The organism is Vibrio sp. A8-1 (assembly GCF_013048685.1).
Classification (GTDB): domain Bacteria; phylum Pseudomonadota; class Gammaproteobacteria; order Enterobacterales; family Vibrionaceae; genus Vibrio; species Vibrio metschnikovii.
Window position 1 is genome coordinate 1 of the sequence record NZ_VHTC01000030.1, and the last position, 12,417, is coordinate 12,417.

The window sequence follows — 12,417 nt, forward strand, 5'->3', positions numbered from 1 at the left end:
TTGGGGTTATACTCATTGTTGGAAGGGTATGAAACATTGAAAATCTATTCGGAACCGCCGTATGCGATCCACGCTTGTACGGTGGTGTGAGAGGACGGCGGGAGTGATCCCGCCTCCTACTCGATTTAGAGTGTGGGGTTATACCCAGTTGTCGACGCTATGGCAGATAACTCGGTATATCGTCATTAAAAATTAGATTTTTTTACTATTCCCCCTTGAAATGCATGGGCTCGCCCTTATCTATGGGGCATAAGAGAAGCAAACATTCACGTTTTTGTTTGTGATCGGGGTTGAATCCCGATTCTCCACCCCCACATAAGGGGTATAGCAAAAAACGAACATAGAATTATTTTGGAGATAGCCTGATGGGTAGAATCATTGGTATTGACTTAGGTACGACAAACTCATGTGTTGCTGTATTAGACGGTAACAAACCTCGTGTGATTGAAAACGCAGAGGGCGAGCGTACAACCCCTTCTGTTATTGCTTACACAGATGGTGAAACCTTGGTTGGTCAGCCAGCCAAACGTCAAGCGGTAACCAACCCTGAAAATACGCTATTTGCAATCAAGCGTCTGATCGGTCGCCGTTTTGAAGATGAAGAAGTTCAGCGTGATATTGAAATCATGCCTTATAAAATTGTCCGTGCTGATAATGGCGATGCGTGGGTTGAAGCTCGTGGCCAAAAAATGGCGGCACCACAAGTCTCTGCTGAAGTTCTGAAAAAAATGAAGAAAACAGCGGAAGACTTTCTTGGTGAGAAAGTCACTGGCGCTGTCATTACTGTACCTGCTTATTTTAACGATGCACAACGTCAAGCGACTAAAGACGCTGGCCGTATTGCGGGTCTAGAAGTTAAACGTATCATTAACGAACCAACCGCAGCGGCTCTCGCGTATGGTCTAGATAAGCAAGGTGGCGATCGCGTTATCGCGGTTTATGACCTCGGTGGTGGTACTTTCGATATTTCTATCATCGAAATTGACGAAGTTGAAGGCGAGAAAACCTTTGAAGTATTAGCAACCAACGGTGATACCCACCTTGGTGGTGAAGACTTCGATAACCGTATGATCAACTACTTGGTGGATGAGTTCAAGAAAGAGCAAGGCATCAACCTGAAAAGCGATCCACTCGCGATGCAGCGTTTGAAAGAAGCGGCAGAAAAAGCGAAAATCGAACTGTCTTCTGCTCAGCAAACTGACGTTAATCTGCCTTACATTACGGCTGATGCGACAGGTCCTAAACACATGAACATTAAAGTGACTCGTGCGAAACTTGAGTCATTAGTGGAAGACTTGGTACAACGCTCTCTTGAGCCATTAAAAGTTGCACTTGCGGATGCGGATTTGTCAGTAAAAGACATTACCGATGTTATCTTAGTAGGTGGTCAAACACGTATGCCAATGGTTCAGAAGAAAGTGGCTGAATTCTTTGGTAAAGAAGCTCGTAAAGACGTTAACCCAGATGAAGCGGTAGCTGTTGGTGCTGCAGTTCAAGGCGGTGTTCTTGCTGGTGAAGTGAAAGACGTTCTACTGCTTGACGTAACCCCTCTGTCTCTTGGTATTGAGACTATGGGTGGCGTAATGACTAAGTTGATTGAGAAAAATACGACCATTCCAACTAAAGCGAATCAAGTATTCTCAACAGCAGAAGATAACCAAAGTGCAGTAACGATTCATGTTCTACAAGGTGAGCGTAAGCAAGCGATGTATAACAAGTCGCTAGGTCAATTCAACCTAGAAGGCATTAATGCTGCGCCACGTGGTATGCCACAAATTGAAGTGACTTTCGATTTGGATGCTGACGGTATCTTGCATGTCTCTGCTAAAGATAAGCAAACCGGTAAAGAGCAAAACATCACTATCCAAGCGTCTGGTGGTTTGAGCGAAGCTGAAATCGAGAAAATGGTTCAAGAAGCGGAAGCAAACAAAGAAGCAGATAAGAAGTTTGAAGAGTTGGCAACCACTCGTAACCAAGCTGACCAAATGATCCACGCAACGCGTAAGCAAGTGGAAGAAGCGGGTGATGCGCTACCTGCTGATGAAAAAGAGAAAATTGAAGCGGCAATTAATGAGCTAGAAACAGCGAAGAAAGGCGAAGATAAAGCCGAGATCGATGCGAAAGTTCAAGCGCTGATGGCTGCTGCTCAAAAACTAATGGAAATTGCTCAGCAACAGGCTCAAGCACAAAATGCGGGCGCTGAACAGCAATCTACACAAGACGATGTTGTGGATGCTGAGTTTGAAGAAGTGAAAGACGACAAGAAATAAGCGTTCTTGACTCGGTAGCCTTGTCTACCGAGAGTCTGAAACGGTCTGATTGCGGGCGTTTGGGGGAACTCTAACGCCCGTAAATTTGTGGTGATATCCGTGTCTATAAAGATAAGGGAACCATCAATGATACCCTTAGCACCTTTATCTATATTGATACAAACACCGAGCGGTGAACCCGTTGGTAGTAATAATTGGTGATTTAAAACATGTCAAAACGTGATTTTTACGAAGTATTAGGCGTTAGCCGTGATGCCTCAGAGCGCGATATTAAAAAGGCCTATAAGCGCCTAGCAATGAAATTCCACCCCGATCGCAATCCGGGTGATGCCAGTGCTGCGGATAAGTTTAAAGAAGTAAAAGAAGCGTACGAAATTCTAACTGATCCGCAAAAGAAAGCGGCCTATGATCAATATGGTCATCGAGCTTTTGAACAAGGCGCTGGTGGCTTTGGCGGCGGCGGTTTTAGTGGTGGCGGTGCCGATTTTGGAGATATCTTCGGCGATGTCTTCGGTGATATTTTTGGCGGTGGTCGCCGTGGCGGTGGTGCTCCTCGTCCACAGCGTGGCGCAGATCTGCGTTACAATATGGAGTTGACCTTAGAAGAAGCGGTTCGTGGCTGCAGTAAAGAGATTGAGATCCCAACTCTGGTTCATTGTGACTCATGTGATGGATCCGGTGCCAAGAAAGGAACCTCAGCTCAAACCTGTGGAACGTGTCATGGTCACGGACAAGTGCAGATGCGTCAAGGCTTCTTTGCTGTTCAGCAGACCTGTCCTACCTGTCATGGTAAAGGCAAAATCATTAAAGATCCTTGTAATGTGTGTCATGGTCAAGGTCGCAAGCAGAAGACCAAAACCCTTAACGTCAAAATTCCTGCGGGAGTGGACACTGGGGATCGCATCCGTTTAGCTAACGAAGGTGAAGCGGGAGATATGGGCGCACCAGCCGGGGATTTATACGTACAAGTTCATGTTAAAGAACATCACATTTTTGAGCGTGATGGTAATAACTTGTACTGTGAAGTCCCGGTGAGTTTTGCTATGGCTGCTTTAGGTGGTGAAGTTGAAGTGCCGACACTCGATGGGCGAGTGAATCTCAAAGTACCAGAAGAAACTCAAACTGGACGTATGTTCCGCATGCGTGGTAAAGGTGTAAAGAGTGTTCGTGGTGGTGCCATCGGTGATTTAATTGTCAAATTGGTGGTGGAAACGCCGGTTAAACTCAGTGCTCGTCAAAAAGAGTTACTCCGTGAGCTTGAAGACTCTTGTGGTGGAGATGCGGCAAATAAGCATAAACCGAAATCAGAGGGCTTTTTCAACGGTGTTAAAAAGTTTTTTGACGATTTGACCAGTTAACTAGCGCTATTTTATGTAATAAGGCTGGAAAGATGGATTTCCAGCCTTAACTCCCTTTCTGAGCTATGTCACACGGTCCTCTATCGTTATCGGGATTCGTTCACTTCGGTTTTCCAACCTATTACTTTAGACATTGAGACTATGCTTGTTGGTAACAAGAAGAGAATTTATCCGTAGTTACGATAAATGTGAGATAAATCACCCTAAATCCGCTATAGTGCTCGGCTAATATCAAGAATCATCGGCTGTCTGTTTAAGGAACCCGTTAAATGTCATTTTTATCTCAAGGTTTTGCCCCTGAATTGGTTAAAGCGCTAACAGAATGTGGTTATGAAAAATTAACCCCGATTCAGCAACAAGCGATCCCCGAGGCTCGCAAAGGGCATGATATTTTTGCAACGGCACAAACCGGAACAGGCAAAACAGCCGCGTTTTCATTACCGGTTATCCAACGCTTATTAGATAGTGGTAAAAAACCTTCTCCGCATACCGCGCGAGCGTTGATCTTAGCGCCAACTCGTGAATTAGCCGCTCAAATTGCCCAAAATATTAAAGACTACGTTAAATATACTTCGCTGAGTGTTACCGCCGTTTACGGTGGCAATAAAATGTCTTCGCAAGTGCGTCAGCTCGAGAGTGGGGTTGATATTTTAGTGGCAACACCAGGCCGTTTAGAAGAGCATTTAAGTGAAGGTAATGTCTCGCTGGCCAATTTAGAGTTTTTAGTTTTTGATGAAGCGGATCGTATTTTAGACATGGGATTTATTAATCCGGTACGTAAGATCATGCTGGAAGTTGAAACGTCACCACAAATCATGATGTTCTCAGCGACGACGTCTGCTCAGCTCAATCAATTAGCGGGTGATATTTTACGCAAGCCTAAACGGATTAATGCCGATCGTGTTAATACGACAGCAAGTACGGTTGCGCATGTGGTTTACCCTGTTGATCAAGAACGTAAAACCGAATTACTTTCTGAGTTAATAGGCCGTAAAAACTGGCAGCAAGTTTTGGTGTTTGTGAATTACAAAGAAACCGCCAATCAAGTGGTTAAAGAGCTCAAATTAGATGGCATTAAAGCCGTGATCTGTCATGGTGATAAAGGACAAAGTGCCCGTCGCCGTGCATTGGATGAATTTAAAGAGGGCAAAGCCCGTGTGATGGTCGCTACGGATGTTGCTGCGCGTGGGCTCGATATTGTCGATCTGCCTCATGTCATTAACTATGATATGCCTTTTTTAGCAGAGGATTACGTGCATCGCATCGGTCGTACTGGCCGAGCGGGTAAGCAAGGTCATGCAGTATCGTTTGTCAGTCGTGAAGAAGAGTTAACGTTAATTCAGGTTGAGAATCTTATCCAGCAACGCATTCGCCGTGTCGAACAGCCTGGGTATGAGCCGAAAAAACGCGATGCTTACCTTGAAAAATTGCACACCAAAGCGGCTTTTAAAGATCGTCAAGGCCGTCGTAACAACCCTAATGAAGACAAGCCAGATCAAGCTTCTGCTGAACGTCGTTTATCAATGATGAACCGTTTAAAAAACCGCAACAAGTAATCGTACCATGATTGATAAAAAAGCTACTTTAGGTAGCTTTTTTGTTACTTGAAATACGCAAGACAACTGCGGTAGATTAAGGGGTCAATACCACGCTGTGGTTTCTCTTTTCTAACTCTCTCTTTTTCATTTGGATCGATCATGACGAGTGCGCTACTTTTGGCCTTTGTGCCGACGTTCTTTTTTGTCTCTATCACCCCTGGTATGTGTATGACATTAGCACTGAGCTTGGGGATGAGCATTGGTTATCGACGTACTTTATGGATGATGTTCGGTGAACTGATTGGTGTTGCTGTGGTGGCGATGGCGGCAGTATTGGGGATGGCATCCGTTATGCTCAATTATCCTTGGTTATTTGCGGTATTTAAAACATTGGGTGCGGCATATCTTGGTTATATCGGGGTTCAAATGTGGCGCTCAAAAGGTAAATTAGCGTTGAATCAAAATGTTGAAACCCCTATTGTTCGTAAAGATTGGGATTTGATTGTCCAAGGCTTTGTCACTGCGATTGCTAATCCCAAAGGGTGGGCATTTATGATTGCGCTATTGCCGCCTTTTATTAATAGCCAAGCTCCGATTGCACCACAATTGTTCTGGTTGATTTCAATCATCATGATTTCGGAGTTTGTCTGTATGACGATTTACGCAACGGGCGGTAAAGGCTTGAAACGTGCTTTAGGTCATACCAATAACGTTCGCTTGATGAACCGGATTTCGGCAACGCTAATGCTCGCAGTCGCAGTCTGGCTTTTGTTGGGGTAATCTTTGCTATAGCTGATCTACGCTTGGCTCGTCTCATTTACCAGCATGCCCGAGGCAGCGCTTCACCATTACTTTTCAGTTCTAATTGATCATATTGTTTTCCGCGACAGGTATCGGTGTTTTGTCCTCTTTGTAGCAGTGGCTTAGCGATGATGGTGTATTGCCTGTTATCATTAATAGATTTAATGGTAAGTTCAAATCGTTCATTATCGTAGTCACAAAATGAACATACGCTATTGTTGTCAAATATTTCGTCTATAGGATAGCCCTCACTATGGCGATAATTCTCTTCTAAATAGAGTTGTATTTTGGCCATATCAGCCATTACTTGGCGACGATGCCCCTCTTTCACATAGTGGCTGTAAGTTGGGTAAGCAATACTTGCCAGCACACCGACGATCACCACGGCAATCATTAATTCGATCAGTGTCATGCCGCCCATCTTTTTGTGCAATTCATTGCATTTATTTATTCGAATCATGTCCATTCGTTCTGTTAACCAATCCTTGCCTAGTGTTGATTACTGTTAATATCGAGGCAAGTTGATTTACGACTATCTCTATGTTTGCAAAGGATTTTGGGAAATGGTTCGCGGCTTTACTCTTTTAGAACTGTTAATTACGGTCAGTATTGTGACGCTGATGCTTGCCTTTGCTGCGCCGAGTTATCGTCAGGTAAATCAGCAAATTAAAATGACGGCACTGGCCAATGATTTACATGGCTTTTTTATGCAAGCCAAATCTGAGGCGGTGTTTCGTAATCAAGGGCTTTGGGTTCATATTGAAGGAATGCCATCAAGTACGGGAGAGTGGCAATTGCGGCTTTCTTCAGACGCTTTATTGCCAAGCAATGAAGAATCGAACATTTCAGTTTTTAGTGGCGCCCGATACCGTAATTTATCGGTAAACCATACCAGCTCCATTAACTCGGTGAGATTTGATCATGTCATGGGTAATCCGACTCAAAATGGCAGTATCACCATCAAAGCACACGTTGAAGATAGCCAAGGGATTCGGGTCATTTTGCACAATCGTGCCGGACGAATAAAAGTGTGCACCATAGAAGGAGACCAATATGGCTTTTCCAGTTGCTAAACACCAGCAAATTGGAGCGAGCTTGATTGAGTTTATGATTGCCAGTTTAGTTGGTGTGATGGCTTTAGCGATTATAGGTAGTGTCTTTATCTCTAATCAGCGCGTAGCGTTGCAGCGTAGTCAGGAAATTATGCTTCAGCAACAAATGAGCATGGTGATGCACCAATTGAAACGCGATGTGCTGCGTGCTGGATATAATTATTTAGACAGTTATTCACTGCAGTTTATCGATAAGCCCGATCTCATATCGGTGACAGATCACTCGATAGGTTATGTCTATTATATCCACAATCATTCAGCAGAAAAATTTAGCCATACTCTATATCGCTTAGATTCGAGTAGTTTGAAGTATTGTCAGGCTAATTATCTGATCCCCCAGTCTACGGCGAGTATGACTCGTTGTTTTAACTTATTTGATCCTAAGCAGGTGCGAGTGACCCAATTTTCAGTCAAGCGTTTCCCTATTAACGGTCAGGCGGTACAAAGTGCAGTCATTTCGATTGATGTTAGTGCTTCTTTAGTCGCTAACCCTGCGGTGGCCCATTCGATGCAATTGCACATTACGCAAAGGAATTGGCAATCATGAAGCGTCATCAACAAGGCATCGCGACATTACTGATCACGGCGGTATTACTCTCGATTACCTTAGTGATAACCCTTGGCTCGTATAAAAATTTGTTTTATCAAATTAAGCGAGCGCAAAATGAAGTGAGTGCTCGGCAAAGTTATTGGTTAGCCGAAGGCGGCGTTGAATGTTTGTATGCTTATATCGCACAAGACCCGACTAGAATTACTGGTTTATCAAAACAAGTTTCCGGTGAAGCCAATCATTGTAAACAGCAACTTCAGCTCGATGAATTGCAACTCATACCATTAGAAAATAGCGTGTATCGTATCTATGCACGTCAAGGATACGCACAGGTGAATAAGCAGATTTATTCATACACGACAGGCACTGGCGCAATTCAAACCAATGCTAATCTGCGCCTAGTGGGGGATTTTGATATTCGACCAGAAGCGGTAGGAGAGGCTGATGAAAACGGCTTTTATGACTGTGTTGCGGTGCGTTATAAGTATCAAGTTGTATTTCATTCTGAAGCTAGTTCCCAACAATCAACGGAAACTGAATCAGAACCGAAGAAACCAAAACCGGAAAATGGCTTAAGAGTATTAGATGCTCTCGCTGAGAATAACTCGGAGTTGAAGTGTAAAGCAGAGAGTAAAACCTCAATACCCCGTGGTCAAGGTAAAGATTTTAATACTCAAGACTCATCAGAATTTAAAGCCGATTTTGTGCAAGATACTAAATTTAAGCCGTTTGAGTCGTACTTCGGCCTTGCCTATAGCACAGAAAATTATCACAAAGTAAAAAGTCAGCATCATGTTATTACACTCAATGGCACAGAATCTAAAGACTGTATCACGAAGTTGCATGAAGCATTTGCGACTTATAAAGACGTTTGGGTAGTAGGAGACTGCTTTATTCACGGCTCTTTTTCAGCACCCGAAGCTCGCTCTTTAGTGGTAGAAAACGGTTTATTTGCTACCAATGGATCCCATGTATATGGTGGCGCATTTTTCCATATGATCAAGAATCCAGAGGTTTTATCGAATGATTGGCAACAAGTACCGTTTTACGACGTTATAAAGCATTTGGTAACGGGGAACGTTGTGTACATTGATAGCGGTGCTTTTCGACCGGATGGGGGGATGGTATTTGATGCCGATGGTATGGATGTGGTAATTAATGGGGCGCTTAATTTACAGTTCCAATCGAATAAGGAGTCACATCAGCGTTCGCAAACCATTTCATTACAACAGGGGAGCTGGAATGGATATTAAACAAAGAGGCTTTAGCCTGATTGAAGTGATGATTGCTTTTGTGCTCATCGGCGTTGGTGCGTTAAGTTTGGTTAAGTTGCAAACCTTTGTTGAGCAGCGTGCAGATTTTGCGCAGCACAGCATTACTGCACTCAACCTTGCTGAGCAAAAATTAGAATGGTTTCGTACCCGCGGTGCTTCAGCCGCGACGGCGAGTTTAGTTGCGAGTTATCCTCATGACTTTGTTGATGGTGAGGATAGTCGTCATCCTCTCTATCTGTTGCAATGGAGCGTACCTTCAACCCAGTTGTCTGGTGCATTAAAAACCATCGTTGTTCAAGCCACTTGGAAAGACAGATATGGAAAAGATCAATCTGTCCAACTCAAAACGATGATTTCCCAACACAGCGAGTTTGATTAGAGGTTTTATTGCTTCGGGTTTATACAGATCCAATCAATATATCTCTGCATTATCTACCCTTCTTACTTGAAGCTGCAGCGGTGTTGGCTACTACGTTTTTTCACCCCAATTGCATAGTTTGCCTATGCTCATGGGGATTCACTCACTTGCCGCCTACCTGCAACTCCAAGTCGTTTGGGTATCGACGTTACGATTTATCGCTAGCTTTATAGGTTGATTACTCAATTGTAAAGAGTGTTGTGGGTGGTTTGTTGATGCAATGTTGCTTTGATATAGCAAGGTTGGGCAAAGTGTCTCTGGATGTTTCAGTTGGTTTGGAATTTTGTGCTTCGCCTTGGCTTGTTTTATAGAATCTCATCATGGGCTATGACTCACAATAATTGAGCGCAGATATCGATAGGATGACGTCAATAAAATCAATCTATCAAAATGCACACTGTGACTCTAATTAATAAGCTATCTCCCTAAACACTTTGGTGTGCCCAGTTAGTGACGAACGAAGATCCATGAATAGGATTGGAAAGAGTTTTACCTCGTCATTAGTCAGGAAGGGGATAGGCACAACATGAACTAGGAACTACGGATGAGTAATCAAGCGGTAAACTCAGCACCTACGCAACCATTGAGTCGTATGGATCGTTTTTTAAATTTAATTGAGCGGGTGGGCAATAAAATCCCAGATCCTGCGATACTTTTTTTCTGGGCTCTCATTATCGTTTGGGTCGCTTCAGCTTTACTATCGCAGGCAAGCTTCGATTTAATCAATCCTCGTACTGGCGAAGCGCTGCAAGTGAATAATTTATTAACGGGCACCGAGCTAGCTAACTTTTTGGCCAATATGGTCACCACTTTCACCAGTTTTGCTCCATTAGGCATTGTACTTGTAGCGATGCTTGGTGTCGGTGTTGCTGATTCATCCGGTTTTATCACCACTGGCTTGAAAAAAATGCTCAATTTTACTCCGGCGCAGTTATTAACGCCGATGTTAATTCTGGTGGCAATCGTCTCTCATACTGCGGCGGATGCTGGCTATGTGCTGGTTATTCCATTAGGCGGCATTATTTTTCATGCGGCGGGGCGTCATCCACTGGCTGGTATTGCGGCGGCCTTTGCTGGGGTATCAGGTGGTTTTGCCGCGAACTTCGTGCCTTCAGGAATTGATCCGCTACTCGCGGGCTTTACCCAAACCGCGGCTCAAGTGCTGGATCCAACTTATCAAGTGAACCCGCTTTCAAATATATTTTTTACCGGATTATCGTCGATGCTGATTGTCGGTATTGGTTGGTATGTCACGGAAAAAATCATCGAACCTCGCCTCAATAGTATGCCGATTGACGAAGATGCAGAAACTGCCCCTGATTTAGGTTCATTTTCCGCCATTGAGTCTAAAGCGTTTCGTTATGCTGGTGGTGCAATGCTGCTTGGTATCGGTTTACTGGTTGCCGCACTATGGCCAGAAACATCGGCGCTACGTTCCCCTGAAGGAGAATTAACCGCTTTTTCTGCGCCCGTGATGCGCTCTATTGTCCCTTTGATTTTCATCTTATTTATTATTCCCGGCATTGTTTACGGACGAGTTTCAGGAACGTTTAAAACCAATAATGATGTGATTAAAGCCATGTCCGCCACTATGTCGACCATGGGGGCGTACATAGTGATGGCGTTTTTCTGTGCGCAATTTTTGGCGGCCTTTAGCCAATCAAACATCGGTACTATGCTGGCGCTGTATGGCGCGGAAGGGCTAAAAGCGATGAACTTACCCGGACAAGCAACCATTGTCGGGATGATTTTATTGACTGCGATGGTTAACTTGTTGATAGGCTCCGCATCTGCAAAATGGGCATTAATTGGTCCAATTTTAGTGCCGATGTTGATGGCGGTTGGCATTTCCCCTGAACTGTCGCAAGCGGCGTATCGAGTGGGTGATTCGGTGTCGAATATCATTTCACCTTTGATGGTCTTCTTCCCATTGGTGGTGGTGTATTGCCAGCGCTATGTGAAGGGGGCAGGTATTGGTACTCTGGCGTCATTAATGATGCCGTACTCCATTGCCATGCTGATTGGCTGGACGGTTTTCCTTTTAGCCTATTGGGCACTGGGTATTCCTCTGGGTATTCAAGCGCCTTATACCTACTCTTTATAAGTCAACTGATAGCTGAGGGTTTGCTGTTTCGGCCATGAATAAGAGTAAATGATAATTAAAGCCTGCTGATATAGCAGGCTTTTTTACTATTGTTTAAGCAGGGATGGGAGATGAGTATCAGCCATGGATACCCGTTCAGTCGTTAACTAGCCTTTAAGATACTGTTCGTGAAACTCAAGATGATCGTTGATAAAACTCTGAATAAAGTAGTAGCTATGATCGTAACCAGCATGCAGGCGAAGGGTAAAATTTAACTCATTATTAATGGCTACGGCTTGTAAGGTTTCTGGTTTTAATTGTTCTTGTAAAAAGGGATCCGCTTCCCCTTGATCAACTAAGATAGGCAATGAAGTGCTTTGACGCTCAAGTAACGCAACGGCATCATAGTCTTGCCACGTTAGTTGATCCTCGCCAAGGTAGTGTCGAAACGCTTTTTGTCCCCAAGGACAATCGCTGGGATGACAAATCGGACTCAATGCCGAAATAGAGCAATAGCGCTGTGGATTTTTAATACCGATAGTTAAAGCGCCATGCCCTCCCATGCTATGTCCGGCGATAGATCGACGTTGATTCACCGGAAAGTGCTGCTCGATCAGTGCTGGTAGCTCATCAACAATATAGCTGTACATTTGATAATGCTGCTTCCACGGTTCTTGAGTGGCATTAACGTAAAACCCAGCCCCCAGTCCTAAATCGTAAGCACCTTGTGGATCATCCGCGACAGACTCACCTCGCGGACTAGTATCTGCCGCAACAATAGCAATACCAAGTTCAGCCGCTTTACGAAAAGCGGCGGCTTTTTGCATAAAGTTTTCATCACTGCACGTTAGCCCTGAAAGCCAGTACAACACCGGAACCGGAGTTTGAGGTGAAGCTTGTGGCGGCAGGTAAATCGCAAAACGCATCTCACAATTTAGTACCGATGAGGTATGTTGATACTGTTTATGCCAACCAGAAAATACTTTGGATTGACTGAGAGGGGTGAGGCTCAT

General features: G+C 44.2%; 11 protein-coding genes and 1 pseudogene. 10 read left to right on the top strand and 2 right to left on the bottom strand.

The features are described 5' to 3' along the window. From FKN93_RS18125 to FKN93_RS13835, 5 genes and pseudogenes are all read left to right on the top strand, one after another. Positions 1–90, top strand: a pseudogene (locus FKN93_RS18125) (RNA-directed DNA polymerase); the annotation flags it as partial. Positions 91–365: 275 nt separating this feature from the next. After that, entirely contained in the window at positions 366–2,270 is a 1,905-nt protein-coding gene (gene dnaK, locus FKN93_RS13820; RefSeq protein WP_004395783.1) for a molecular chaperone DnaK, read from the top strand. 209 nt (positions 2,271–2,479) lie between these two features. After that, positions 2,480–3,628, top strand: a complete 1,149-nt coding sequence (gene dnaJ, locus FKN93_RS13825) for a molecular chaperone DnaJ (RefSeq protein WP_154168842.1) — start codon at positions 2,480–2,482, stop codon at positions 3,626–3,628. A gap of 269 nt (positions 3,629–3,897) precedes the next feature. Then, the gene (locus FKN93_RS13830) at positions 3,898–5,184 is read left to right on the top strand and encodes a DEAD/DEAH box helicase (RefSeq protein WP_158138020.1); all 1,287 of its coding nucleotides are present in this window, start codon (positions 3,898–3,900) and stop codon (positions 5,182–5,184) included. 141 nt (positions 5,185–5,325) lie between these two features. Then, on the top strand, positions 5,326–5,946 hold the full coding sequence (locus FKN93_RS13835) for a LysE family translocator (protein WP_004395779.1): 621 nt from the start codon (positions 5,326–5,328) through the stop codon (positions 5,944–5,946). A 37-nt stretch (positions 5,947–5,983) separates the two neighbouring features. Here the strand turns inward: FKN93_RS13835 and FKN93_RS13840 are convergent, their stop codons facing one another. Beyond that, on the bottom strand, positions 5,984–6,427 hold the full coding sequence (locus FKN93_RS13840; RefSeq protein ID WP_249374185.1) for a type IV pilin protein: 444 nt from the start codon (positions 6,425–6,427) through the stop codon (positions 5,984–5,986). Between the two features lie 103 nt (positions 6,428–6,530). On the opposite strand from FKN93_RS13840, the gene FKN93_RS13845 reads away from it, so the two are divergent. The 5 genes from FKN93_RS13845 (at position 6,531) to FKN93_RS13865 (ending at position 11,425) form a co-directional block, all read left to right on the top strand. Further along, a complete protein-coding gene (locus FKN93_RS13845) occupies positions 6,531–7,040 on the top strand; it encodes a GspH/FimT family pseudopilin (protein WP_040904604.1) in 510 nt (169 codons plus the stop codon). Further along, positions 7,021–7,626 carry a hypothetical protein gene (locus FKN93_RS13850; RefSeq protein ID WP_040904601.1) on the top strand — a complete coding sequence of 202 codons (606 nt, stop codon included), beginning with the start codon at positions 7,021–7,023 and terminating at the stop codon, positions 7,624–7,626. Before FKN93_RS13845 ends, FKN93_RS13850 begins: the two co-directional genes overlap by 20 nt. Then, positions 7,623–8,882 (top strand): hypothetical protein, encoded by a 1,260-nt coding sequence (locus FKN93_RS13855; RefSeq protein ID WP_170905331.1) that lies wholly within the window; start codon positions 7,623–7,625, stop codon positions 8,880–8,882. Before FKN93_RS13850 ends, FKN93_RS13855 begins: the two co-directional genes overlap by 4 nt. Beyond that, positions 8,872–9,282 (top strand): prepilin-type N-terminal cleavage/methylation domain-containing protein, encoded by a 411-nt coding sequence (locus FKN93_RS13860; RefSeq protein ID WP_004395777.1) that lies wholly within the window; start codon positions 8,872–8,874, stop codon positions 9,280–9,282. Before FKN93_RS13855 ends, FKN93_RS13860 begins: the two co-directional genes overlap by 11 nt. A gap of 583 nt (positions 9,283–9,865) precedes the next feature. Beyond that, positions 9,866–11,425 carry an AbgT family transporter gene (locus FKN93_RS13865; RefSeq protein ID WP_004395776.1) on the top strand — a complete coding sequence of 520 codons (1,560 nt, stop codon included), beginning with the start codon at positions 9,866–9,868 and terminating at the stop codon, positions 11,423–11,425. 146 nt (positions 11,426–11,571) lie between these two features. Here FKN93_RS13865 and fghA read toward each other — a convergent pair whose 3' ends face one another. After that, positions 11,572–12,417 (bottom strand): S-formylglutathione hydrolase, encoded by an 846-nt coding sequence (gene fghA, locus FKN93_RS13870; RefSeq protein ID WP_170905332.1) that lies wholly within the window; start codon positions 12,415–12,417, stop codon positions 11,572–11,574.

What these genes read in the sequence shown, in the direction of transcription:
- dnaK (WP_004395783.1), top strand. Translation starts at nt 366, where the DNA reads ATGGGTAGAATCATTGGTATTGACTTAGGTACGACAAACTCATGTGTT.
- dnaJ (WP_154168842.1), top strand. Translation starts at nt 2,480, where the DNA reads ATGTCAAAACGTGATTTTTACGAAGTATTAGGCGTTAGCCGTGATGCC.
- FKN93_RS13830 (WP_158138020.1), top strand. Translation starts at nt 3,898, where the DNA reads ATGTCATTTTTATCTCAAGGTTTTGCCCCTGAATTGGTTAAAGCGCTA.
- FKN93_RS13835 (WP_004395779.1), top strand. Translation starts at nt 5,326, where the DNA reads ATGACGAGTGCGCTACTTTTGGCCTTTGTGCCGACGTTCTTTTTTGTC.
- FKN93_RS13840 (WP_249374185.1), bottom strand. Translation starts at nt 6,427, where the DNA reads ATGATTCGAATAAATAAATGCAATGAATTGCACAAAAAGATGGGCGGC.
- FKN93_RS13845 (WP_040904604.1), top strand. Translation starts at nt 6,531, where the DNA reads ATGGTTCGCGGCTTTACTCTTTTAGAACTGTTAATTACGGTCAGTATT.
- FKN93_RS13850 (WP_040904601.1), top strand. Translation starts at nt 7,021, where the DNA reads ATGGCTTTTCCAGTTGCTAAACACCAGCAAATTGGAGCGAGCTTGATT.
- FKN93_RS13855 (WP_170905331.1), top strand. Translation starts at nt 7,623, where the DNA reads ATGAAGCGTCATCAACAAGGCATCGCGACATTACTGATCACGGCGGTA.
- FKN93_RS13860 (WP_004395777.1), top strand. Translation starts at nt 8,872, where the DNA reads ATGGATATTAAACAAAGAGGCTTTAGCCTGATTGAAGTGATGATTGCT.
- FKN93_RS13865 (WP_004395776.1), top strand. Translation starts at nt 9,866, where the DNA reads ATGAGTAATCAAGCGGTAAACTCAGCACCTACGCAACCATTGAGTCGT.
- fghA (WP_170905332.1), bottom strand. Translation starts at nt 12,417, where the DNA reads ATGAGCCTCACCCCTCTCAGTCAATCCAAAGTATTTTCTGGTTGGCAT.